Origin of the sequence: Pseudoalteromonas sp. P1-9 (genome assembly GCF_001399975.1) — a bacterium.
In the GTDB taxonomy this organism is placed as follows: domain Bacteria; phylum Pseudomonadota; class Gammaproteobacteria; order Enterobacterales; family Alteromonadaceae; genus Pseudoalteromonas.
The window spans coordinates 1-24,739 of record NZ_LKBD01000043.1; the positions used below are offsets into that span (position 1 = coordinate 1).

The 24,739-nt window shown below is 41.0% G+C and carries 21 protein-coding genes; 11 read left to right on the plus strand and 10 right to left on the minus strand.

The annotated features are described in order from the left end of the window. The first annotated feature begins 374 nt into the window (after positions 1 to 374). Positions 375 to 1,034, plus strand: coding sequence for an ABC transporter substrate-binding protein (locus AN214_RS18875; RefSeq protein WP_235576778.1), 660 nt, complete (start codon positions 375 to 377; stop codon positions 1,032 to 1,034). Positions 1,035 to 1,068: 34 nt separating this feature from the next. On the opposite strand, the gene AN214_RS18880 is transcribed toward AN214_RS18875, so the two are convergent. Further along, entirely contained in the window at positions 1,069 to 3,102 is a 2,034-nt protein-coding gene (locus AN214_RS18880) for a methyl-accepting chemotaxis protein (RefSeq protein WP_054981125.1), read from the minus strand. Between the two features lie 112 nt (positions 3,103 to 3,214). Between AN214_RS18880 and AN214_RS18885 the strand changes: the two genes are divergently transcribed. Beyond that, the gene (locus tag AN214_RS18885; protein WP_054981126.1) at positions 3,215 to 4,006 is read left to right on the plus strand and encodes an NAD-dependent epimerase/dehydratase family protein; all 792 of its coding nucleotides are present in this window, start codon (positions 3,215 to 3,217) and stop codon (positions 4,004 to 4,006) included. A 17-nt stretch (positions 4,007 to 4,023) separates the two neighbouring features. On the opposite strand, the gene hutC is transcribed toward AN214_RS18885, so the two are convergent. Continuing rightward, on the minus strand, positions 4,024 to 4,731 hold the full coding sequence (gene hutC, locus AN214_RS18890) for a histidine utilization repressor (protein WP_054981127.1): 708 nt from the start codon (positions 4,729 to 4,731) through the stop codon (positions 4,024 to 4,026). 170 nt (positions 4,732 to 4,901) lie between these two features. Here hutC and hutI point away from each other — a divergent pair, with 170 nt between their 5' ends. Together hutI and AN214_RS18900 are read left to right on the plus strand one after the other, a co-directional pair. Then, positions 4,902 to 6,155 carry an imidazolonepropionase gene (gene hutI, locus AN214_RS18895; protein ID WP_054981128.1) on the plus strand — a complete coding sequence of 418 codons (1,254 nt, stop codon included), beginning with the start codon at positions 4,902 to 4,904 and terminating at the stop codon, positions 6,153 to 6,155. Between the two features lie 24 nt (positions 6,156 to 6,179). Next, a complete protein-coding gene (locus AN214_RS18900) occupies positions 6,180 to 7,982 on the plus strand; it encodes a GGDEF domain-containing phosphodiesterase (RefSeq protein ID WP_054981129.1) in 1,803 nt (600 codons plus the stop codon). A 17-nt stretch (positions 7,983 to 7,999) separates the two neighbouring features. Here the strand turns inward: AN214_RS18900 and AN214_RS18905 are convergent, their stop codons facing one another. Together AN214_RS18905 and rraA are read right to left on the minus strand one after the other, a co-directional pair. Next, on the minus strand, positions 8,000 to 9,049 hold the full coding sequence (locus tag AN214_RS18905; RefSeq protein ID WP_054981130.1) for a formimidoylglutamase: 1,050 nt from the start codon (positions 9,047 to 9,049) through the stop codon (positions 8,000 to 8,002). Next, a complete protein-coding gene (gene rraA, locus AN214_RS18910; RefSeq protein WP_054981131.1) occupies positions 9,042 to 9,542 on the minus strand; it encodes a ribonuclease E activity regulator RraA in 501 nt (166 codons plus the stop codon). The genes AN214_RS18905 and rraA overlap by 8 nt, the downstream gene beginning before the upstream one ends. 324 nt (positions 9,543 to 9,866) lie before the next feature. On the opposite strand from rraA, the gene AN214_RS18915 reads away from it, so the two are divergent. From AN214_RS18915 to AN214_RS18925, 3 genes are all read left to right on the plus strand, one after another. Continuing rightward, positions 9,867 to 10,376, plus strand: coding sequence for a phosphatase PAP2 family protein (locus AN214_RS18915; protein WP_054981132.1), 510 nt, complete (start codon positions 9,867 to 9,869; stop codon positions 10,374 to 10,376). Continuing rightward, the gene (locus AN214_RS18920) at positions 10,373 to 11,422 is read left to right on the plus strand and encodes an MJ1255/VC2487 family glycosyltransferase (RefSeq protein WP_054981133.1); all 1,050 of its coding nucleotides are present in this window, start codon (positions 10,373 to 10,375) and stop codon (positions 11,420 to 11,422) included. Before AN214_RS18915 ends, AN214_RS18920 begins: the two co-directional genes overlap by 4 nt. A gap of 76 nt (positions 11,423 to 11,498) precedes the next feature. Next, on the plus strand, positions 11,499 to 13,379 hold the full coding sequence (locus AN214_RS18925; protein WP_054981134.1) for a methyl-accepting chemotaxis protein: 1,881 nt from the start codon (positions 11,499 to 11,501) through the stop codon (positions 13,377 to 13,379). Here the strand turns inward: AN214_RS18925 and AN214_RS18930 are convergent. From AN214_RS18930 to priA, 5 genes are all read right to left on the minus strand, one after another. Further along, complete coding sequence (locus AN214_RS18930; protein WP_054981135.1) at positions 13,369 to 13,737, minus strand: gamma-butyrobetaine hydroxylase-like domain-containing protein; 369 nt, start codon at positions 13,735 to 13,737, stop codon at positions 13,369 to 13,371. The genes AN214_RS18925 and AN214_RS18930 overlap by 11 nt on opposite strands. 63 nt (positions 13,738 to 13,800) lie before the next feature. Next, complete coding sequence (gene hslU, locus AN214_RS18935; RefSeq protein WP_054981136.1) at positions 13,801 to 15,129, minus strand: HslU--HslV peptidase ATPase subunit; 1,329 nt, start codon at positions 15,127 to 15,129, stop codon at positions 13,801 to 13,803. Between the two features lie 6 nt (positions 15,130 to 15,135). Further along, positions 15,136 to 15,657 carry an ATP-dependent protease subunit HslV gene (gene hslV / locus AN214_RS18940; protein ID WP_010562151.1) on the minus strand — a complete coding sequence of 174 codons (522 nt, stop codon included), beginning with the start codon at positions 15,655 to 15,657 and terminating at the stop codon, positions 15,136 to 15,138. Positions 15,658 to 15,788: 131 nt separating this feature from the next. Beyond that, the gene (locus tag AN214_RS18945) at positions 15,789 to 16,310 is read right to left on the minus strand and encodes an SPOR domain-containing protein (RefSeq protein WP_054981137.1); all 522 of its coding nucleotides are present in this window, start codon (positions 16,308 to 16,310) and stop codon (positions 15,789 to 15,791) included. 14 nt (positions 16,311 to 16,324) lie between these two features. Continuing rightward, positions 16,325 to 18,499 (minus strand): primosomal protein N', encoded by a 2,175-nt coding sequence (gene priA / locus AN214_RS18950; protein WP_054981138.1) that lies wholly within the window; start codon positions 18,497 to 18,499, stop codon positions 16,325 to 16,327. A gap of 211 nt (positions 18,500 to 18,710) precedes the next feature. Between priA and rpmE the strand changes: the two genes are divergently transcribed. Both rpmE and AN214_RS18960 read left to right on the plus strand, forming a co-directional pair. After that, positions 18,711 to 18,926: a 50S ribosomal protein L31 gene (gene rpmE, locus AN214_RS18955; protein ID WP_010562148.1), complete on the plus strand. Its 216-nt coding sequence runs from the start codon at positions 18,711 to 18,713 to the stop codon at positions 18,924 to 18,926. Between the two features lie 398 nt (positions 18,927 to 19,324). Next, positions 19,325 to 20,566, plus strand: a complete 1,242-nt coding sequence (locus AN214_RS18960; RefSeq protein WP_054981139.1) for a malic enzyme-like NAD(P)-binding protein — start codon at positions 19,325 to 19,327, stop codon at positions 20,564 to 20,566. 45 nt (positions 20,567 to 20,611) lie between these two features. Here the strand turns inward: AN214_RS18960 and metJ are convergent, their stop codons facing one another. Continuing rightward, positions 20,612 to 20,935, minus strand: a complete 324-nt coding sequence (gene metJ / locus AN214_RS18965) for a met regulon transcriptional regulator MetJ (protein ID WP_010562146.1) — start codon at positions 20,933 to 20,935, stop codon at positions 20,612 to 20,614. Between the two features lie 190 nt (positions 20,936 to 21,125). On the opposite strand from metJ, the gene metB reads away from it, so the two are divergent. Beyond that, positions 21,126 to 22,346: a cystathionine gamma-synthase gene (metB, locus tag AN214_RS18970; protein WP_054981140.1), complete on the plus strand. Its 1,221-nt coding sequence runs from the start codon at positions 21,126 to 21,128 to the stop codon at positions 22,344 to 22,346. Between the two features lie 8 nt (positions 22,347 to 22,354). Beyond that, on the plus strand, positions 22,355 to 24,691 hold the full coding sequence (gene metL, locus AN214_RS18975) for a bifunctional aspartate kinase/homoserine dehydrogenase II (RefSeq protein WP_054981141.1): 2,337 nt from the start codon (positions 22,355 to 22,357) through the stop codon (positions 24,689 to 24,691). Positions 24,692 to 24,739: the final 48 nt, after the last annotated feature.

Here is a 24,739-nt window from a genome sequence, read left to right on the forward strand (position 1 = left end):
CCATGCCGAACTCAGAAGTGAAACGAAACAGCGTCGATGATAGTGTGGGTTCGCCCATGTGAAAGTAGAACATCGCCAAGCTCCTAATTTAAAGAAAGCCTCAACATTATGTTGAGGCTTTTTTGCATTTGAACTTCAAAAAGATAGGGCGAACGCCCATGTGCATCTTCACCGCTGTGGGCACTTGAACATCTTCAAGCTCCTAATTAAGTGAAAAGCCCGCTCATTGAGCGGGCTTTTTGCGTTTTATGGATTTCACTTCATACTTAAGCGTTTAACCTAATATAATAATTTATTTATAATTCTGTATGTTAAGAGTTCTATCACTCCTTTTATTAGTTTGTTCATTTACATTAACTGCAAAGCAAATTGTTGTGTTAAGCAGTGAAGGGCCTCCGCATACTATTAATGATGCTCAAAATAGTGGGATTGACCTAGATGTTGTTAAAGCGGTTTTAACGCGTCTAGGTTACGATGTGAAGTTTCATTTTGTACCATTAGGGCGTGCAGAGACGTTAGTTAAATCTGGTGCGTACGTAGCGATGGCGCCTATTTTTGCTACAAGCGATGAAGAAGGGTTTTACGTTTCTCATCCGATTGTTAAGTATGCGCCCACGGTATTTTCATTAAAAAATAATAAACTAACACCGCAGTATTTGAGTGATTTGAAAGGTCATTCGATTATTACTTTTCAAGGTGCTCCAGGTTATTTCGGTAAAGAATTTGAACTGCTTAGTAAGCAAAGTAACTATTTTGAATCACCGAGCATGAAGGTGATACCTGAGTTAATTAAAAAGGAGCGTTATGACTATGCTGTGCTAGATAAGTATATTTTCTATTACTTTTATCGCTTTGTTGATAAACAGAGAGATCTTTCTTTATTTAAAGAGCATGCGTTGATCCCATCGGTAACTGCAAGTGCTGGGTTTTCGGATAAGTCGCTGCGCGATGAGTTTAATCGAGAGTTAGCAATATTTTTGCTTGATAACGGTTATCGTAAGGTTGTGGAAAAGTATCTTGGTAAGTTGGAGTAAATGACGAAGCGCGTAACGCGCTCCGCTGTGCCTTTTATAATTTAAATTCGTTTACTGTTTTATTTAAATTACCAGCAAGGTTCCGTAATATCTGTGCTTCTCTTGCTAACTCATTGGCATGTTGTGATGTATTGTTAACTAACGAGTTAATTGAGCTTAAGTTATTATTAATATCCTCAGCGACGACAGTTTGCTCTTCTGTTGCGGTTGCAATTTGATGGTTTTGATCTTGAACTAAACTCACCGATGTTGAAATATCGGTGAAGGCTTGTAGCACTTGTTGTGTTTTGTCACTTGAGCGTGATACTTGCTCTTTTCCTTGTTCCATCATTTGCGTTGCTTGCACTGCGATTTGCTGTAAGCGAGTGATCATATTACGAATGTCATCAGTTGACTCTTGAGTACGACTAGCAAGCGTTCTTACTTCATCTGCCACTACCGCAAAGCCTCTACCTTGTTCACCCGCTCTGGCTGCTTCTATAGCGGCGTTAAGGGCGAGTAAGTTAGTTTGTTCCGCGATGCTATTAATTACATCAACTACGCTGCCAATATTATTCGATTCTTGCTCCAACCCTGACACAACTTCAGCTGCATTCTGAATATGCTCAGAGAGTGACTGCATTTCATGTTGCGCAGTATTTGAAAGCGTAACACCTTTGCTCGTTAACTGGTTTACTGAATCGGTGCCCTCGTTGGCTTGCTGAGCATTGCGTGATATTTCTAACACAGTTGCAGCCATTTCAGTTACCGCAGTGCTGACATTATCTACTTCGTCTTTTTCTTGCAGAATTTCTTGGTGAGTTTCTTCAGATACTCGGCTTAATTCCGCTGAAGCACTATCAAGTTGAATTGATTGATCGCGTGTATTAATAAGTAATGTTCGTAGCTTGTCGATAAAGGTATTTACATGCTGCGCTAATTGACCAACTTCATCTTGGCTATCAACGCTAATGCGTTTGGTTAGGTCCCCTTCGCCTGAAGCAATGTCTTGCATGGTTTCTGTTAGTGCTGAAATTGGTTTAACAATCATTTGTGTAGCGAAAAAAATCATCGCCATAATAATAGCTAGAATAATAATTACGCTTGATGTAGTGGCCCATGCAGCTTCTTTAACAGGTGTATTAATATAACTTTCAGGCACAAGCAAACCTAAATACCAATTTAAGCTTGGTTTACTTAGCTCTAATCGTTGGTATACAACAAAGTAAGTTTCACCATTGAGTGTTACTTGGCTATGCCCCGATTTTTGCTGTTTCATTTGACTGTTGAGAGCGGTAAAACCAGTGGTGTTTGGCATTTGTGATTCAAGAGCAGATAAGTCGTCTTTTGAAATGCCACGAGACTCATCTTCAATCACCGATAGTGTGTGGTTTGTGCGATTTGATAAGTGTACGACTTTTTGTTCATGGTCGAGTAAAAAGCCATAGCCAACATTGTTAAATTGTATTTGTTCAATCATTTCTGCAATGTTGTTAAGTTTTAGGTCTACTCCACCTACACCAATTAGTTTTCGATTACTGTCATAAACAGTTTGTTGCACTACGGCTGATACGTTACCTGTAGTCAAATCAATAGCGAGAGGACCAACATATAAGCCATCATGTTTTAATGCGTCTTGCCACCAACCGCGTTTATATGCAAAGTACTCAGCGCCGTTGTATTGTGTTGTACGCTCATTTTCTTTGAAGTAAGCACCAGTATTCGCTGAGGCAAAAAAGGCGGAAAGAATATTACTATCAGAACCACTAATCCTGATGAAGTCTTGGTTGATGGTGTTGTATCCTTGTGAGCTTTGATAATCAGCACCTCGCTTGCTCCAATTTGCGAACCATTCGACTAAATGTGGATTAGTAACAAAGGTTTCTACAACGCGACCATATTGCGAAAAAAAGCTTTCAATATTAAGTTTTTCGGTTTTTAAATAGCTTTTCGCCTCAGACTCGACGGAGGCGCGTGACAGGTTTGAAATATGGTTAACAAAATAAAAGGCTGAGAGTATAAGCAGTACAGTTATCGTACCGCCAATTAGTAATAGGATTTTCTTTCTCAAGGATAAATTATTTAACATTCTTATACTTCCTGAGGGCTAAACAGTTGAATTTTTATCGACACAAAACCACGTAAGCAGACGCAAAATTATTGTTATATAATCGGATTTTGTTCTTAGACTCTATCTAGTAATGATTAATAATTCAAATAATGGCGTTGTAGTGGGAGCGGGTTGGTTAGGGCAGCCTTTGGCGAATAGTCTTGAAGGCGATGGTTGGCAGGTTGTTAGAACAAGTCGCCAAGCTAAAAATAAGTCTAACTGGGCGCAATTTAATCTTGAACAAGGTGTTTGTGAAATTGATATTCCGCACGCTGTGTGGTTTTTCTGTATGCCTCCTGGTCGTACTCTAGAGGCTCAGCGCGCATACTCTCAGTACTTAACTGAGAGTTTAGCATTGGCTAAAGCACAACAGGCTAAACGCTTCGTATTTTGCTCTACAACCGGTGTTTATCCAACTAAAGCTCAAACTTATACAGAGCTAAGTGCGTTTGATGCATCAGCTGAAAAGCAATCGCGACTATTAGAAAATGAACAACAAGTGGCTGATAGTGGTCTGGATTATGTTATTGTTCGCTTAGGTGGGCTTATCGGTGAAAAGCGTCACCCAGGGCGTTTTTTAAGTGGCAAAACATTATCATCAAGCGCCAATGCGTTAGTAAATATGTTGCATCAAGATGATGCAGTCACTGGTTTATCATTTGTTGCGACGCATCACCTTACTTCGTCGATTGTTAATTTAGTAACGCCACATCATCCGACTAAGCAGGCGTTTTACGCAGAGGCTACTAAATTACTCGAAGTTGAAGGCGTGAACTTTGAAAATAATAATTTAGAAGAGCGTATTATCTCAAGTGATTTACTTGTAGAGCAGGGCTTTCAGTTTAAATACGATAACTTGTTTGAGGCCCTAAAGCACTGCTAACAAATACGCAGCATTTTTTAGCGTTTAAATGTTAAATGTCCGCCAAGGCGATATTTACTGCCCGGTGAAATAAGGCGAGTAAAGCTTACAACACCATTTGATGACCAAGTGCGACGAATAACTTGTAAACAAGGCTCTTCATTAAACAGCGATAGCCATTGGCTGATTTGAGGGCTTGGCATTATTGCTTCAACGGTATGACGCGCTTCGGTAAGTGGCGCCACTTCGCATAAATATTCGTGCGGCGTTACTTGTTCAAAGTTTTGCTGCAGATACCCTGGCGCAAATGCTGGGTTTACAAAACGCTCTTCGACTTGAATTGGTGTGCCATTTTCAAGGTGCACAAGCACCGAACGGTATACTAGGCTGTCTTGTTCAACGCCTAAAGCAATTGCGATCGGTGCAATTGCGGGCATTGATTCTAAAATTTCAGGAATACACTTATGTTCACTGCCACGCTCTTTGATTTCATCGGCAATGTTACGAATTTCTAGCAAGTTAGACTGTGATTTAAAACTTGCGACAAAAGTCCCTAATCCTTGTGTGCGGCTCAGAATGCCAGCGTCTGTTAACTCACTAAGTGCACGCCTTGCTGTCATACGGCTTACACTAAATTGCTCGGCGAGTTCATTTTCTGACGCTACCCGGCTGTTCTCAGCCCATTCGCCTGATTTTATCTTGCCAATGATGTATTGTTTTATTTGCGCGAATTTAGGTTGTGCCATAGTAACAGTGTTGTTGATTATTCAATTGTTTTAAGCCTTTTACCTAAGCATTAACGAGTAATCAAGCTATAGTTGATAAAAGATACAATGAAGATGGCATAATTGTATTGTATATACAAGTCTTCTTGGTAGACTTTCATTTTTAAGAATAGATGTAATTTGAGTTAGTTATGACAGCCAATGATGTAAATGCGGCAGCGAAGCAGAGTTTTGATTTAGTGATCACCAATGTTCATATAGCAACCATGGACAGTGCAATAGACGATACCTATGGCACGGTGCTAAATGCTGCTTTGGGTATTAAAGGAGGCAAAATTGCTTGGTGTGGAAATGCAACGGATTTTCCGGATTTTGATAGTTTGCAAACCCCTGTAGTAAATGGTCACGGTAAATGGATTACGCCAAGCTTGATTGATTGCCATACTCATATTGTATGTGCTGGTAATCGTGCTAACGAATTTGAAATGCGTTTAAATGGTGCAAGCTATCAAGAGATTGCAGCGCAAGGCGGTGGCATTATCTCAACAGTAAAAGCGACACGAGAGGCTGATCATGAAGCACTATTTGTTAGCGCAAAAGATCGTTTAAATGCATTGTTGAACGAAGGTGTTACTACAGTTGAAATTAAATCAGGTTACGGTTTAGATCTAGACAGTGAAATTAAAATGCTCGAAGTCGCAGAGCAACTGAATCAACACCACCCAATTGATGTACAAAAAACGTTTCTTGGTGCGCACGCATTACCGCCAGAATATAAAGACAAAGCTGATGATTACATTACCTTAGTATGTGATGAAATGATGCCAAAAGTGGCTGAGCTTAACTTAGCCGATGCTGTAGATGCGTTTTGTGAGGGGGTTGGTTTTTCAAACGAACAAACTCGCCGTGTATTTGATGCAGCGAAAAAGCTTAATCTTCCTGTAAAACTTCATGCAGAACAGCTTTCAAATTTGAAAGGTGCCCAATTAGTTGCAGAGTATAACGGGTTGTCGGCGGATCATATTGAGTTTCTTGATGAGGCGGGTGTTGTGGCAATGGCGCAAGCTAATACAGTCGCAGTGCTGCTACCAGGTGCTTTTTACTTTTTACGTGAGACACAATTACCACCCATTGAGCTGCTGCGTAAACATAAAGTAGCTATGGCAATTGCCACCGATTTCAACCCTGGTACGTCACCTATTTGCTCGGTACAATTAATGCTTAATATGGCATGTACATTATTTAGATTGACTCCTGCTGAATCACTTGCAGGTGTTACGGTAAATGCAGCTCGCGCGCTTGGGTTAACGGACCGAGGCGTAATTAAAGTAGGATTAAACGCTGATTTTGTGCTCTGGGATATTGATTCTCCGGCGCAGTTATCGTATCAATATGGCGTCAACCCTTTGAAGGGACTATGGAAAGATGGTCATCAATTAAAGTAGGAAGCTATTTCCTGTGAGAGGCGTATGAAAAAAGTAATAGCAGCGGGTGGTTTAACGCTTAGTTCGTTTTCACTGTTTGCAGCAACAGAAAAAAGCATCTTTACATTTCCTAGTTTAGTGGCTGGGATGTTGCTTGTGAGCTGGTTATTAGCGATTTTGCAAGCTGGCAACGCAGTGAATCGTGTGTTGGATATTTTGCTTGGCGTGGCAACGCTGGCATTTCTTTCAACGCATAACCTTGTTGCTATTATTATTTGCGCCTTGATTTTGCTAGCTGAATGCTATTTTTCGCAGCAAAAAAAAGCACAGCGTATGGCGCTATGGCTCAATGTTGTTAGTTTATTGCTATTCCTTGGCCTTTCAGTCGCTTTCTTTACAGATTACTTAAGTGGCGCTTGGCCACCTGTTGCAGTTGTATTTCACTATATTTTTGCCAACCTTGATACCTACTTTAGACGTGAAAAGCGCCTTAGAATTGCCCTGTCTTCGCAATTGCACACCAATGAAGCCCATAACGACAAACAGTTGCTACTTGAGCGCAGCTTATTTCTAAATGGCTATGACAATTGGCAAGTTCAATCACTCAACCGTGTTTTGGTTTTAATTAAGCTTGAGGGGTTGGGTCAAATTAATCGTATGGTGGGCCATGACTTTGGTGATTTATTAATTGCTAAGCTCGGCAAAAAAATTAATGATGAATTAAATACCGGTGATGTACTGTCGTTATCGTTATTTAATGAAGACGTGCAGCTTTGTTATTTAGGTGGGGTTGATTTTGCCTTTGCCGTTGATACTACTAATGAAGCGCATATTCATCAGCGTTTAATTCACCGTATATACGACGTAGTGCACAAACCTACGCAAGTTGACAACATCGATTCAGAGCTCTCTTTACGAGCTGCGATTGTTGAAGACAAAAAACAATTAACAGCACAGCAGTTACTCGCACAAGCGCATTTAGCAATCGAATTTACGTCAGAAATAGATTGGTTAATTACCTTCCAAAAAGAGATAGCAGAGCGAGCAGACAAACGTAGACAGCTACTATCTGATTTATCAGTGCTTGATTTTGATAAAGATTTTCAGCTTTATTTTCACCCGGTTATTGATATCGAAACAAATCAAATTTTGTTTATCGAGTTGCTGTTGCGTTGGCATCATCCAAAGTTTGGTACTTTAGAGGCAAAACACTTTATTGATGAAATTAGTGCCGCGGGATTAACACTGCCGATTGCACGTTGGGTGTCAGAGAAAGCGGCTGAGTTGGCACTAGCAATTAAGCTTGAAGAGATTAATGTGCCGATAAGCGTTAATTTATTTGGTAAAGAATTGCTGCAAGATGAGTTTATTGATCATCTTGCAGATGTGCTGGTAGAGCACAGACTAACCGAAGGCGATATTATTATTGAAGCGCCGGTAAATGTGTTTATGGGCTTACCTGATTTTGGCGAATCTATTTTACGACGCCTTAAAGAAAATAACATTGCGGTGTGTTTAGACGACTTAGGTATTGAGCCATTGCAATTATCTAGGCTGCCTCGTCTTGCGTTAAATTATGTCAAAGTTGATGGTTCAATCGTTAAAGAGTTAACCGAAAATGTAAATACGCGTAGCTTATTAAGTGGCATTATTGATATGAGTAATAGCTTAGGTATTAAGGTGGTGTGTGAGGGTATCGAATCTGAAACTCAATATACCTATATCAGTAGTATGAAGTGTCATGCGGCGCAAGGTTATTTATTCTCAAGACCACTACCGAATGTAGGCTTGTTGGGATGGTTAAAGCAGTGGCAAAAACGTCTTGCCAACGGTGAGCGCCCGTATTAGGCGCTCATGTAAACAAACTACGCTTCGCGACCACTTAAATAGCTGGCAACAAGTGCAGCTAAGATTTGTCCAGCCTCATTCATACCTTGGTTTACACCATTTGCATGCTCGCTTGGTGCAGCCTCACAAAGGTGCAAATAGCGGGTGTATGGGTTTAGTGCTAATTGATAGACAAATTGCTCAGCTTCATATACTGCTAAACCACAATTGGTAAAGGCACTGACAGGCATATAAGAAATGCTATCAACATCGACTTCAATACCCATTGGTAATTGATAGCCTTGCATTCGCGCAAGTGCGGCTTTATTTGCCTCGTTCAGGCTAAGCTCTTGCCTTACCTTAATCGCTTGATAAGAATCATAAGAGAACCCTGCATTATGCATGCGGTCAATGATGGCTTGGTTGTTCTTTAATTCATGCATGGCAATTACATGGTAATCACGTAAGTAGTTTTGCTGATGTGCATAACTAAAGCCGTTGCCACTATGTCTGCCTTCTGTGGCTCTAAAGTCAGCGTGAGGGTCTAAGTTTATGGCGCAACAGGCTTGTTGCGTGCTTTCGCTTAGCGCCTTAATAATTGGGTAGCAATTATTATGACCGCCACCTATCACGATTGGCTCTAATCCCGCATCAAAAATCATTTGTAATACTGGACTGGCGATATCATCAATTTCACCGCACAGTGTACGTAGTGTATCGAGTTCGGCTGGTACTTTGTTGCTTAGCCCTTGGCCGCGTTTCATAATATCGGCACAATCGACTTCACCAAGTAACAGTACTTTATTGCTGGCAATGAATTGGTTTGCTTGCAAGTTTAAAAACTTACTCAGGAAGGCCTGCCAGCCAAGTTCGGCACCACCATTACCTAAATTGGCGCGAGGACCAATATCTTCCGGAATGCCAACCAGCACGTACTTAATACCATAGGCGGATGCATCGGCAAGCGCATTTTCAATTGACTGTTGTTGATTAATAAACGAAATGCTTTGCCAAACGCGCTGCTCACCTGCGCGCGCTTGACATAAATCAGCAATGCTTTGCTCGGTATATATCTTTAGCTTATTCATCTTCTTCTAAATCAATCGACAACTCTTCAGCAGAAAGGATAATACCTGTGCTATCAGCGTAGATGTAGTCACCTTCAAAGAAAGACACGCCGGCAAAATTAACCGGAGCACCTAACTCACCATAACCTTCGCTGTCTGCCGCTACTGGAATAGATGCCACTGCTTGAATACCGATATCAAGCTCTTCAAGGTCACTAACATGGCGAACACTGCCGTAAACAACCAATCCTTCCCAGTTGTTATCAAGAGCAAGTTCAGCAAGTTCAATATCAATTAATGCGCGACGTGTAGAGCCGCCTCCATCGATTAACAGTACTTTGCCTGAACCATCCTGTGACAAAGTCTCTCGGATAAGTTGATTGTTCTCAAAACATTTTATTGTGGTAATTTGACCAGCAAAAGCGGTTGCGCCAGCAAAATTAACAAACAAAGGTTCTAGTACGTCGATGCTATCAGCAAACTGATCACACAGGTCTGATGTATTGATTTCCATATTAGCTCCAAGGGCTTAAATAGTTTTCTCAGTATACCCTGCAGCATGATTAATACAATTGATCTCGTATGGTTTTGTAAATGATTTATCTATGCTCGTTAGGTTTTATTGTGGGTTGTAGTCAGCGTGTTTAAGTTATTGATGTTTAGGTTTCTATAAATGGCCCGCAATGAATTAAACAGAATATAACTTCCGACAAATAACCTCTGTTATTGGTTGTCATAAATAGGTCATCAAATTTCCATCTTAATTACGTGAAACTGTCACCTGATTGTTACGTAGTGAATCTAAAGTCAAACTAACTCCTTGCAATTGAGAATTGCTATGCAAACCATTTCACAGTTAGACCGAAAAGCATTTTTTAAATTGTTTAATCACCAAGCTTCTAAACGTAGGTTATACGTTATAAAAGCGGTGTCAAAACTAGGGGATGGCTTTTTGTATTTACTTGTTGGCGCAGCATGCTATTTGATTGATACTGAAACCAGTAAGTTAGCATTATTTGCTTTGGTTTTAGGGTTTTCAGTTGAACGACCTGTTTACTTCTTTTTGAAAAATACCTTAAAGCGTGAAAGGCCTAGCCAGTCAATTGTCGAAGGCTTTGTGATACCAAGTGATCGTTTTAGTTTACCATCTGGGCATAGTTCCGCTGCATGGCTGTTTGCCTGTGTTATTACTTGGTATTTTCCTGAATTTAGTTACGTATTGTTTTTGGCCGTTGCCATTTCATTGTCACGCGTAATGCTTGGTGTGCACTATCCATGCGACATTATCGTAGGCGCTATACTGGGTACGGGGTTTGCGTTTGTAGGTATTTTCGGAGCTTCATTATGAAAATTTTATATGGCATTCAAGGCACTGGAAATGGGCATATTACACGTGCTCGGGCAATGGCTAAGTCATTCGCAAAAAGCAGTATTAAAGTGGATTACTTTTTTAGCGGCCGACCTGCAAATAAGTATTTTGATATGTCTGAGTTTAATGATTATCAAACACGAGAAGGTTTTACTTTTGCCATCGAAAACGGCTGTGTAAATAAACTAAAAACCCTTAAAAATATTCGCGTTGGCCAATTTATTCACGATGTTAAAAAGTTTAATTTATCGGGCTATGACTTAGTTATTAATGACTTTGAGCCCATTTCAGCGTGGGCAGCAAAACTTGCTAAAGTACCTTGCATAGGCATTAGTCACCAAGCTTCTTTTTTATCAAATAAAGTACCGTCGCAAGGGGCGACCTTGTTAACGCGTTTGGGTTTAAAGCTGTTTGCACCAGCAGATTGTTATTTGGGCGTTCATTGGTTCCCGTATCATCAAAATATTATTCCGCCATTTATCGAGCCAGTTAAAAGCTGGCAAAAAGACAACTTCATTGAAAATAAGATCTTAGTTTATTTACCCTTTGAGGATCCTAAGAAGATCATTGCGCTATTACAGTATTTTCCTGAATACGAATTTTACTGCTATCACCCGCAGTTAAGTAATAAAAGTATTAATCATCACATTCACTTGCGTTCTCCGTGCCGGGTTGGTTTTCTAAATGATTTGGTTTCCGCTTCTGGTACGATAGGTAACGCGGGCTTTGAGTTATCAAGCGAAGCGCTGCGCTATGGTAAAAAGTTACTGCTAAAACCGCTCGATGGCCAATTTGAACAAGCGTCAAATGCATTTACCTTAGTCAATGCAGGGCTTGCTACAAGTATGTCGTGCTTAAATACCGATGTAGTGGATGATTGGCTTTCGGTTAACAACAAACAGGCTATTAACTTTCCAAGCGACCCAAGCCCATTAACCGACTGGATAGCTGCAGGCGCAAGCGACGTGAAAGCCTTATCAGATAACTTGTGGCAGAATATTCAATTTCCAGCGTTTGTGAGCTAATCTACTTTTAGCACAATTTTATATAGCATCTATACTTTTATAAGCTTTCTAAAAATTATATGAAACAGAGGTTTATATGGAGCTGCTACAACGCTTAACAATTAAAGCACGGCTACAGTTAAATGCTTTTTTTGTTGGTACGGCAATGTTTATATTGCTGCTAGTGATTCTTTATGAAGCATCAGTGATGCTTAAACTGAATAATGCGATTCAGTTAACAGAAGAGCTGGCGATTCATGAAGGTGTTTTGCGTAAACATGAAAAGAATTTTTTGTTTTATAAAAACGTAGAATCGTTAGAGCAGTTCGATAATGAGTTTAAGTTACTGAAAAATAAATCGAGCAACTTAAATGAGCTACTGCAAGAGCTTGATATATCAACTAAAACATTAGCTGAATTGAACGGCATAATCGACCAATACAATGCCGATTTTAACGAGGTGGTGGCACTACAACGACGTATTGGTTTGCACCCGAAAGATGCAGCTTACGGTAATTTAAGGGCTGCAGTTCATCAAGTTGAAACCTTGTTAAAGCAGCAGAATAACTATCAGTTACTCGCCGATATGTTGCAGTTACGCCGCAACGAGAAAGACTTTATGTTGCGCCTCGACAAAAAATACTTAACGCGTTTTAACAACAACATTGATAAATTCAAGGGAAATATCCAGCAAGCTGACCTAGATTCGAGTTATCAATCGCAACTCTTAACCCTATTAGATACTTATAAGCGGGAATTTTCAGCTTTAGTTGAAGCACAAGAGGCGCTAGGGCTAGACCTAGAGTCAGGTGCCTTGGGCAAAATGGCCGCCAGTGTAGCAAAAAGCGATATACTGGTCGATCAAATGACTGCCGAGACAAAAAAGGCCATTGAACAAAGCGCCGACTTTACCTCAACTGTGGCTATAATTATATTTGTATTGTCAACGATTGTTGTAATGACGTTGGTATACATGACTAGTCGCTCAATTATTTTACCTGTAAATAAGGTTTGCGACATTATTCATACTATCCGCAGCACTAATGACTTAACGCGCAGTGTGCAAAGTGCAGGTCAAGACGAAATTGCACGAATGACAGGTGATTTTGACTCCTTCATTAATGACTTTAAAAACCTTATTTTTGAGGTTAAGCAAGCACTCGGCATTCTAAATTCGGCAACAGAAAACCTTGCCAATACCACAGCTGAAACCAGTGAAGGTATGCGTGAACAATTACATGAAGCGGATATGGTAGCCACAGCCGCGACTGAGATGCAGGCAACAATTCAAGATATTTCACACAATACTGAGGCTGCAGCTAAAAAAGCAGAGTCAACTAACGAAAGTGCAATGCAAGGTAAGCAAGAGGTTGACTCTACAGTAGCGCGTATCTCTGAATTGACTAATTCACTTACTCATGCGTCTGATGTTGTAACTCAACTAGAGCAAGATGCCGTAACAATTGGCTCTGTGCTTGATGTTATTCGTGGTATCGCTGAACAAACTAACTTACTCGCACTTAATGCGGCAATTGAGGCGGCGCGTGCAGGTGAGCAAGGGCGCGGCTTTGCGGTAGTTGCTGATGAAGTACGCTCACTGGCTCAAAGAACGCAAGATTCAACGCAAGAAATCGAGAGTATTATCTCTACATTACAACAGCGTACGCAAGAGGTTGTAAGTGTAATGGAACGCTGTAAAACGCAGGGGAGTTCAAGTTCAGAGCAAGCGGTACAAGCGGGTACCTTGCTCTATTCGATTAGTGAAGATGTACAAACCATTATGGATATGAGCACTCAAATTGCCACGGCAATAGATGAGCAAAATCAGGTGGCGTCTGAAGTAAATAAAAACGTTATTAAAATTCGTGATATTGCGGAGCAAGCTGCAGCGCATTCAGAAACGAATGCGCAAACTAGTGAAGAAGTGTCGACTCAGGCTGAAGTACTGCACAGAGCAATTGAAAAATTTAATGTGTAATCTTAATTGGGATCAAGGCGTCGCGAGACGCTTTGCTTTGCTTTAAGTTGGCTAAGTATGTTTGCCACAGTGCATCATGATTTTGAGCTAAGTGAAACAAATAATCCCAACTATAAAGCCCGGTATTATGACCATCGTTAAAAGTAATGCGCACGGCATAGTGACCGACTTGCTCTATCGCCTGTATGGTAACGTCTTTTTTGTTGGTTACTAAAATCGGTTTGCCATGCCCTTGCACCTCTGCAGAAGGCGAATTAACACGCAAAAATTCGGGTGTAAATGTGTGCTGAGTCTGCCCGTCAAAATACACATCGAGCAAGTTTGAAACACGGTGATAATGCAATTTAGAAACTAACATAAAATACCCAAATAAAAAGGCGCCAATAAGCGCCTTTTCTATTGTTATAAAAGACGAGTCAAATTATAAGATAAAACGACTTAAATCTTCATCTTTAACTAATTCACCTAAGAAACGCTCAACGTAGGCTGCATCTACAATCAGGCTTTCACCTGATTTTTCGCTCGCATCATATGAAATTTCTTCCATTAGTCGTTCCATTACGGTGTGTAATCGACGTGCACCAATGTTTTCGGTTTTTTCGTTTACTTGCCACGCAGCTTCCGCAATCTTAGTGATTGAGTCGTCACGGAACTCAACGTTAACACCTTCAGTGCCCATTAGCGCTTGATATTGCTCTGTAAGCGATGCGTGCGGTTCAGTTAAAATTCGCTCGAAATCAGATGATGTTAGTGCTTCTAGTTCTACACGAATTGGTAAACGGCCTTGTAGCTCAGGAATAAGATCCGATGGTTTTGCCATTTGGAACGCACCTGATGCAATAAAGAGAATATGGTCAGTTTTAACCATGCCGTGTTTAGTATTTACTGTTGAACCTTCAACAAGTGGTAGTAAGTCGCGCTGAACACCTTCACGGCTTACATCTGGACCTGATGATTCACCGCGCTTACAGATTTTGTCTATTTCATCAATAAACACAATACCATTTTGCTCAACAGCGTTGATAGCTTGCTCTTTTAGCTCTTCAGGGTTTACTAGCTTTGCAGCTTCTTCTTCAGTAAGTAGCTTAAACGCGTCCTTAATTTTTAGTTTACGCTTAGACTTTTTTTCGCCACCCATGTTCTGGAACATGCTTTGTAGCTGATTAGTCATCTCTTCCATGCCTGGAGGCGCCATAATTTCAACGCCAACAGGCGCTTGAGAAACATCAATTTCGATTTCTTTATCGTCTAATTGACCTTCGCGTAATTTCTTGCGAAATGCTTGACGTGTTGCATTATTTTCAGATTCTTGCGCTTGGCCCCATGCATCTTTTGCTGGTGGCAATAAGGCATCTAAAATGCGCTCTTCCGCGGCTTCTTCAGCTCTGAATTTGTACTTTTCGGTTTGTTGTTCACGTGTCATCTTCACTGCAATATCAGCAAGATCGCGAATAATGGTTTCAACTTCTTTACCAACGTAACCTACTTCAGTGAATTTCGTTGCTTCAACTTTAATAAATGGCGCGTTAGCTAGTTTTGCTAAACGGCGTGCAATTTCAGTTTTACCTACACCCGTTGGTCCAATCATTAAAATATTCTTTGGCGTTACTTCACTGCGCAGCGCTTCGTCAAGTTGCATACGACGCCAGCGGTTACGAAGGGCAATCGCAACGGCTTTTTTAGCTTTGTTTTGACCAATAATGTGCTGGTCTAACTCATGTACAATTTCTCTTGGTGTCATTGCAGACATATTTAATTACCCCAGCTCTTCAATGGTTTGGAAGTTATTCGTGAAAACGCAAATATCGCCCGCAATTTTAAGGCTTTTTTCTACAATTTCGCGTGCGCTTAAGTCAGTATTTTCAAGTAATGCGGTTGCTGATGCTTGGGCGAAGTTGCCGCCACTGCCAATAGCGATTAGGTCATGCTCAGGCTGCACTACATCACCATTACCTGTGATAATCAGTGATGCAGTTTCATCTGCGACGGCTAGTAGCGCTTCGAGTTTTCTTAATGCGCGGTCAGTTCGCCAATCTTTGGCCATTTCAACAGCCGCTTTGGTTAAGTGGCCCTGATGCATTTCAAGTTTAGTTTCAAAACGTTCAAATAGTGTAAAAGCGTCGGCTGTACCGCCCGCAAATCCGGCAAGTACTTTACCGTTATAAAGACGACGCACTTTTTTTGCGTTGCCTTTCATTACTGTGTTGCCCAGTGAAACTTGGCCATCACCGCCAATCACTACTTTGCCTTCGCGGCGCACAGAAACTATCGTAGTCATAAATAAACCTTAGGTTTAATCTGTTAATTTCAATTGTTATTGATATGGGGAGTAAACAAAGGATTTCAAGGCTTGGCGAGGGAACTTGGTAGCAAAACAAAACTACCAAGCTTAAATTTGTGTTAGTTGTGTTACTTAGGCATTAAATAAATGCGACAGCGAGAAATGCGCGCACGTTTAATCTGGTTGTTCGCACTTTCAGCAAGGCGCTTGGTGGCAAACGGTTCTATTTTTACGCGATACCATACGCCATTTTTGCCTTCAGTGCGGTCTACATCGGCAATGAGGCCGGTTTTAAATGCAATTTGTGCTTTTAACGCTTCCGCATCATCACGATTACGCAGTGATGCACATTGCATATAGTAGGGGCCTTTTTGCTCTTGTTCTGTAACTTCAACCTCAATGTTGGCATTTTCAATTTCTTCGATGAAATCGGGTTTTTTCGGCTTAGGCTTAGGTGCTTTTGCTTGTTCTTTGGCAACTTTTTGCTGTGATGCTTTTACATCGCTATAGGTGCTAATAAAGTACAAGCCATAAATACCGGCCGACACTAAAACAACCGCGGCTACTAACGCAGCAACTGGAAAAGGGCGTTTGCTTGGGGCTGTTTTTTTAGGGGCACGCTTTTTATTTACGTAATCTCTTTGGGCCATTGTTTACTATTTTCTTATGCCATTGAAACTGGGTCGATATCGATACTCCAGCGGACCTTTGTTGCTAGCTTACTTTGACTTATGTAGCTAACAAGTTGATGTAGGTATAAGTGCAATTTTTTGCGCTCATTACCTTGAATATGGAGCTGGTAGCGGTATTTGCCTGCAATGCGCTCAAGTGCTGCAGGAACAGGTCCGAGCAATTGTATACCAGAAGGCAGTTGTTCTGGAATAAGGTCGTATAAAAAATTATTGATGTCGTTTAGCTTATGCGATTCGCAACGAATGATTGCAAGACTGGTGTAGGGTGGTAGCAAGGTTTCTTCACGTTCACGCAAAGCATAACGGGAAAAGTCTTGATAGCCATTATTGATTAAGTCTTGTAATAGCGGATGTTCTGGAAAATGCGTTTGTAGCAATACCGTGCCGGCTTCACCGCTACGCCCTGCGCGACCTGAAACTTGGGTAATTAATTGGGCTAGGTGCTCTGTAGCGCGAAAATCGTAAGAGTAGAGTCCGCTATCTACATCCATAATGACGACTAACGATACCTCACTAAAATGATGTCCTTTAGCAAGCATTTGGGTACCAATTAAAATACGCGGTTCGCCTTTGTTTATGTCGTGCAGTGCGCTTTCTAAACTGCCTTTTTTTCGCGTTGAATCTCGGTCAACTCGGGTGATTGGGGTGTCGGGAAAGCTCTCAGCTAAAAATTCAGCAACTTGTTCTGTGCCTTGTCCTGCGGGGATAATTTGCGTACTACCGCAACTTGGACATTGTGTTGGCACATGCTCTTGCGCACCGCAATGATGGCAAATTAAATTGCGAATATGTTTATGATAGGTGGCATTGGCGCTACAGCGTTGGCATTGACTTAACCAGCCACACTCGTGGCAAATAAGACTGGGTGAAAAGCCTCTACGATTTAAAAACACCATAACTTGCTTACCTTTAGTAAGCTCTTTTTTGATGTAATCAAGCGTTGCAAGTGCAAGACCAGACTGCTGATGCTGCCCTCGCATATCAAGTAGTACATACTGATTATCGCTTTGTGTTTGTGCTCGCTCAGTTAATGTAAGTAGTTGGTATTTTTTGTTGATGGCATTTTGCACGCTTTCTAGTGAGGGCGTTGCGCTGCCTAAAATGAGTGGAATAGCTAGTTTAGCAGCACGAAAGCAAGCTAAATCACGAGCATGGTAGCGCAATGAATCTTGCTGTTTAAATGATAAGTCGTGCTCTTCATCAACAATAATCATTGCGAGTTTGGCGAATGGTAAAAACACACTTGAGCGGGTGCCAATTACAATGGCAGCGCTTTGAGTTTGTGCTGCACGCCAAGTTGATAGGCGTTCATTATCCGTCATGGCTGAGTGCCAAAGCATAATAGGCACATTAGGAAAGCGCCTGCGAAAGCGGTTAACGGTTTGTGGCGTTAAGCCGATTTCGGGTACCAGTACTAACGCTTGTTTACCTTGTTGCAATGGCTTTTCCAGAGCTTGCAGATAAACTTCTGTTTTACCGCTACCAGTTACACCTTCTAGTAAATAGCAGGAATAGCCCGTAGCTTGATTAATTGCTGCAAGTGCAATGGCTTGTTCACGCTTAAGTTTGGGTTTATCGCCGATTGCGAGAGGTTTTGATTGCCAATCACGATTATACTCAACTGTTTTCTCGATAATCGCTTTTTCCAGCAGTGATTTAACGGTCGCACTACTGAATCCGAGTGCGCTTAACTCAGTAACTGGCGTACTGCCTGAATCAACTAAATGCTCGATTAGTTGGCGCTGTTTTTTACCATTCACTGATGCATTTTCATCGACCAGTTTAATGATAGGCACCGCAGACTTATCAATTGCTTCGCCTTTATTTAACAGAGTTGGTAGTGCAACTTGGTAGCACTCACCAAGCGGGTTTTGATAATAATGACTGGCAAATTCGATAAGGCTAATCATATGGCGATCAATAATCGCGTTGTTATCAATTAAACGTGAGATAGGTTTTAATTTGTCGAGAAATTCACTATTTGATTTTAACGCAACAACAATGCCGACAAGTTGCTGACGACCAAACTGAACTGCAACACGACAACCCACGGCAATATTAGTTTGAAACTGAGGTTCAACGAGGTAATCAAAGTTACGGTAAAGCGGCACATTTAAGGCAATTTCTGCAACAACAGGCGTAGTCATTCTACTTTTATTTTTAGAGCGTATTTGTGGAAATTAAATCATGGCATTGTGTTTGCGGCTAGTGTTAAACAAAATTTATCTGAAGATGGTTAAAGGTCTTGCTATTGGCATGTTAGTTGGCTAGAATTCGCGCCCTATATATTTTTGTTTAACAACGTATGGTGCCAGACTTCGGGTTTGGAGAGCGATGCGGCCTAATTAGAGGTTTACTATGAAAGAAGGTATCCACCCTAAGTACGAAGCAATCAATGCTACTTGTTCTTGTGGTAACAAATTCGAAACGCGTTCAACTCTTTGTAAAGACATCCACTTAGATGTTTGTTCAGAGTGTCACCCGTTCTACACTGGTAAGCAAAAAGTGCTTGATACAGGTGGTCGTGTTGATCGCTTCAACAAGCGTTTTGGTGCGCTTTCAAGCAAAAAATAAGAGCTATTTTAGTTCTTTCAAAAAAGCACCTAAGGGTGCTTTTTTTGTGCCTAAAATTTAATATGAATTTTTGTCATGTTATATGGTTTTTCTATGTCTTTTTATTCTAAATAGATGGCTATATACTGGATTATAGATAGCTTCAATATTCATTATTTTTACTATCTGTTGGCAAAATAGTAGCTGTCGAGTGTAAAAAATAGATGGCTGTGAATCTGGTCGGATCTGAATTAACTTCAATCTGGTAATGATTTAGCAGAAAATATCCACAAGTCTATTGTTGTAAATTCAACTATGGTCTTAGGTTAAGATATAACCGCATTTAACTTCTATTTACTCTAAATGCCGTACTATTAAACCAGTATCTCTCACTTTTAACATCGTAGGATAAGGCACGCATGTCTGACATAAGAGAAAAAGCGCTACAATACCATTCTGAACCCGTTCCTGGAAAAATCAGCATCGAATTAACCAAACCAGCAGAGACAGTTAATGATCTTGCATTAGCATATAGCCCTGGTGTTGCTGAACCTGTTCGTGAGATCGCAGCAGATCCGAACAATGCATACAAATATACTGCAAAGGGTAATATGGTCGCTGTTATCTCAAACGGTACTGCAATTTTAGGTTTAGGTAATTTAGGGCCGCTTGCATCAAAACCAGTTATGGAAGGTAAGGCGTTACTGTTTAAACGTTTTGCTGGTTTAGATTCAATTGATATTGAAGTTAAACACCGTACTACTGAAGATTTTATTAATACTGTAGAAAATATTGCAGATACTTTTGGCGGTATTAACCTGGAAGACATTAAAGCGCCAGAGTGTTTTGAAATTGAAAAAGCGCTTATTGAGCGTTGTAGTGTGCCAGTATTTCATGACGACCAACACGGTACCGCGATTGTAACTGCGGCGGGCATGTTGAATGCGCTAGAGATCCAAGGTAAAAAGCTAAAAGATGCATTAATTGTATGTTTAGGTGCAGGTGCAGCAGCAATTGCATGTATGGAGCTGTTAATTAAATGTGGTGCGCAACGTGAGCACATTTATATGCTCGACAGAAAAGGGGTTATTCACACACGTCGTGATGATTTAAATGAATATAAAATGTTATTTGCTAACAATACAGATAAGCGCACCTTACAAGATGTTATTGAAGAAGCGGATGTATTTGTGGGTGTTTCAGGTCCTGACTTACTTGCTCCAGAAGATCTAAAATTAATGGCAGATAAGCCTGTGGTATTTGCATGTTCTAACCCTGATCCTGAAATTAAACCAGAAGTAGCAAATGCAGCGCGCAATGATTTAATTATGGCTACAGGTCGTTCAGATTACCCTAACCAAGTTAACAATGTTTTGTGTTTCCCGTTTATTTTCCGTGGTGCGCTTGATGTACGTGCAACGGCGATCAATGACGAAATGAAAATTGCGGCGGTAAATGCGATTCGCGAAATTGCAAAAGAGCCAGTACCGCAAGAGGTATTATCAGCGTCTGGTGAATCAAATCTTGAATTTGGTAAAGATTATATTATTCCTAAGCCAATGGACCCACGTTTACTTCCGCGTGTAGCGCGTGCTGTTGCAGAAGCCGCGGTTGAGTCAGGTGTTGCACAAATCGAAATGCCAGAGAACTACATGCTTTAACTTGGTTAAAAGCAAAAAAAACCTCAGCAATTGCTGAGGTTTTTTTTATTCATCTTCAAGCTCTGGAACCGGTAAGCCGCGTTCAGCAAGAATTTCTTTTACCCTTTGCGGAATGTGCTCAGGGTTATCTTTTCTCAGATCTTCATCGTCAGGCAATGGCTGACCTGTAAACGCATGCAAAAATGCTTCACACAGTAGTTCGCTGTTAGTTGCATGACGTAAGTTATTTACTTGTCTACGAGTGCGCTCGTCTGTCAGTACTTTCAATACGTTAAGTGGGATAGATACGGTAATTTTTTTCACTTGTTCTGATTTTTTACCGTGTTCTGCATATGGGTGAATATATTCACCGTTCCATTCAGTTGCCATAAAGTGTACTAGCCTATATCTGTTACGATTTAATTTTGACGATAGCCTGCATATTAAGAGGCAAAATTTTATCGTTTTAAAATATATAGTCAAATATCATTTATTTGGCTATATAGACGTGTAAAAGTTTTGACTTCCACTGTTTAGTGGTTTAACCTTTTAGACGTCTAAACATCTAAGTGGCAGAGTTATGAAGCAGAACAAACAAACAACCCTTGCTGTTCGCAATGGCATTACCGCAGATAAACATCATGGTGCGGTTGTTCCACCGTTATATTTATCGACGACTTATTCGTTCGCCGATTTTGATAAAAAGCGTGACTATGATTATGGCCGTAGTGGCAATCCTAATCGCGATATTTTGGCTGATACGCTTGCTAAGCTAGAAGGTGGTGAAAAGGGGATTGTAACTGCAACAGGTATGGCTGCTGTTCACTTGTGCACACAAATTTTAACGCCAGAAGATACCATTTTAATTCCTCATGATTGCTATGGTGGCAGTTACCGTTTATTCACAAGCCTTGAAAAACGCGGTTTATTAAAAGTAGCGGTTGTCGATTTTACACAAGAATCTTGTTATGAGCAGATTAAAGCCATTAAACCTAAGCTAGTATGGATTGAAACGCCAAGTAACCCAGTTTTACGTTTAACTGACATTGCCAAAGTAGTGGAAGTTTCTCACTCGGTAGGTGCGTTAGTGGGAGCTGACAACACGTTTTTATCTCCAGCATTACAAAACCCAATTTCATTTGGCGTAGATATTGTGATCCACTCAACTACAAAATACATCAACGGCCACTCAGATGTTGTTGGTGGCGTGGTTATCACGCGCACTGTAGAGTTAGGTGAAGAGCTTGCTTGGTGGGCAAATAATATTGGCATTACAGGTGCACCATTTGATGCTTATTTAACGCTGCGTGGTATTCGTACTTTAAATGTGCGCATTAAACAGCATCAAGAAAACGCATTTGCCATCGCACGTTACTTAGAGACCTGTGAGCATGTAGAGAAAGTTTATTACCCAGGGCTTGAAAGTCACCCACAACATGACTTAGCAAAAGCACAGCAAAAAGGTTTTGGTGGCATGGTGAGCTTTAGTATTAAAGGCACAATTGAAGATACAGCTAAATTTTTAACGAGTGTAGAGCAGTTCAGCCTCGCTGAATCACTTGGTGGCGTAGAGAGCTTAATTTGTCACCCGGCTACTATGACACACGCCGGCATGGCGCCTGAAGCACGACTAAAAGCGGGCGTTAACGATACATTAATTCGTATTTCTGTTGGTATTGAAGATGTTGAAGATTTAATCGCAGATCTCGAACAAGCATTCGCAAAAACAATTAACAAAGATGTCGCTGCTGGTGGAGAAAAAAGCACTCAATGCTGCGCTGCACGACCTGCATTGTGGTGATTATTTACATGACAAAACAAGTATATAAATTTGGTGGGTCAAGCTTAAGCAGTGCCAAGCGCTACCATGCAGTTGCCAATATTTGTCAGCAACTAGCGTATGGTGATGCCATTGTAGTATCTGCTGCAGGTAAAACGACCGACACGCTTGTGCGCTTGTGGTCGTGTTATCACAATCAAGATCATAAAGGTGTTGGTGAGGTAATTGCGTTACTAAAGGATCACCAATGCGCACTGGTTTCTGAATTATTAGGTGATAAAAGTGAAGTGTATGCTCACTTTATTGACGATATTAATGCAATCTCTCAACGTGCTGGCTGTGCAGAGTTAGAGCAGGCGTGGTTGCTTGCTCACGGTGAGCTGTGGTCTGCACGTTTACTTGCGCATTATTTAAATAAGCAAGGGGTTGCTGCGACTCACTTTGATAGCCGAAAGCTATTTGTTGTTGCACAAAATAATCTTAAGCATCAAGAAAATACTGCACGCTGCCAGGCATTAAAGAGCGACCAACTTAATGTGGTTACTGGATTTATCGCAAGTGACGAAGTGGGTAACACGGTGACGCTAGGCCGTAATGGTAGCGATTACAGTGCGACTTTGCTTGGTAAATATATCAATGCCAGCAGTGTTACAATTTGGACTGATACTCAAGGCGTTTACAGTACTGACCCACGTAAAGTAGAAAAGGCAGTTAAATACAATAAAATTAGCCAGCAGCAAGCGCAGCAATTAGCGCGATTAGGTAACCCTGTATTGCACGCTAAAACGCTTACACCATTAAAAGACAGCGATATTAAATTAGTCGTTCGCAGTAGCTACGATAGCCATAGTGATGGCACGCAAGTGGTTGCTAACGAACAAGCGAAAGCAAAACGTTTTTTAACGACACTAGCTAGTGTTGATGTATTTCAACTCACTCATCAGAATAAAGATAGCATTCGAGAGTTAAGTATTATTCTGCAGCATCCGCTTCAGCCGATTGAGGTAGAGGGCAATACGTTACTGTTGGTACCAAGTCAGTTTGGCGAGCAAGTTGCTTCATATTATTTACAAGATGCGATGCTTATTGAATCGAATGTGTCTGGTGTAGCTATCGTGAGCGAAGCTGGAAGTGAATCGCAGTTACTTGAAAGTGCCAAAGCATTATTAGAGAAGCAAAGTATGACATTACGTGGTGCGTGGAGTCAAAATGGCTTTGCTATTTTACTTGGTGACCAGTTGCTTGAAAGCGATACGCTGTCATTGTTACATGATGAATTGATCACCGCTAAACAAGAATTAGCTGTGATTGTTGCGGGTATTGGGAATGTTGGAGAGGTGTTTTTATCACAGCTTAATGACCAGTTAGCGCGTCTAAACACCTTGTTACCAGTTAAGTTGGTAGGTTTATTACGCTCAAGTACGAGTTTGTTAAATGGCCAGGGTATAGAGCTGACAACAGCCAGTGCAAACTTCAAAAATAATGCAAAAGCATCGTCACCTGAGCAGATTATTGAGTTTATTAAAGAGCTTGATTACGGCCATAAAGTGGTGATTGATATCACGGCAAGTGAATCATTTAGTAAGTTATACCCTGAATTTGCGTTGCACGATTGTCATATTATTTCAGCAAATAAATATGCGGGTACGGCAGATCTAAATTGGTATGAAAATTTACGCCGCCTGCAGACAGAGAAAAATTTACTGTGGCGTTACAACACAAGTGTAGGCGCCGGTTTACCAATTAATTTTGCTTTAAAAGACCTGCAAAACTCAGGCGATAAAATCACTAAAATTAGCGGTGTGTTCTCGGGCACATTGTCTTGGTTAGGGGCAAATTATTCGGTTGATAAAAAGTTCTCAGATTTAGTTGAGCAAGCACGAGAACTGGGCTTTACCGAACCTGACCCGCGTGAAGATCTTTCTGGCCGTGACGTACAAAGAAAGTTACTTATTTTAGCGAGAGAGCTTGGTTTATCACTTGAACTAGACGACATTGAGTTATCGGCGTGGATGCCAAATGAGCTTGCCGAAGGGTCTTGGCAAGATGCATTAGCAAAACGTGAGTTACTTGATACATTTGTGGAAGAGCTCGCTCTAGATGCACAAAGAGAAGGTAATACGCTTAGGTATGTGGCTGAGCTTGATACCACAACCTCACCTATTACGGCAAAAGTAGGGTTAAAAGCTGTTGCTCCGTCAGCTGCGGTTGCAACACTAACTCCGGGCGATAACATTTTTGTGATCAATAGTGTTTGGTATGCTGACAACGCATTGATTATTCAAGGACCTGGAGCAGGGCGTGAAGTTACCGCTGCGGGAGTGCATTCTGATTTATATTGGCTTTGCCATCAGCTATCAGAGTAATTAACCTTAACTCAGGGTAATTAATATTAAAAAGCCGCTAACAGTGTT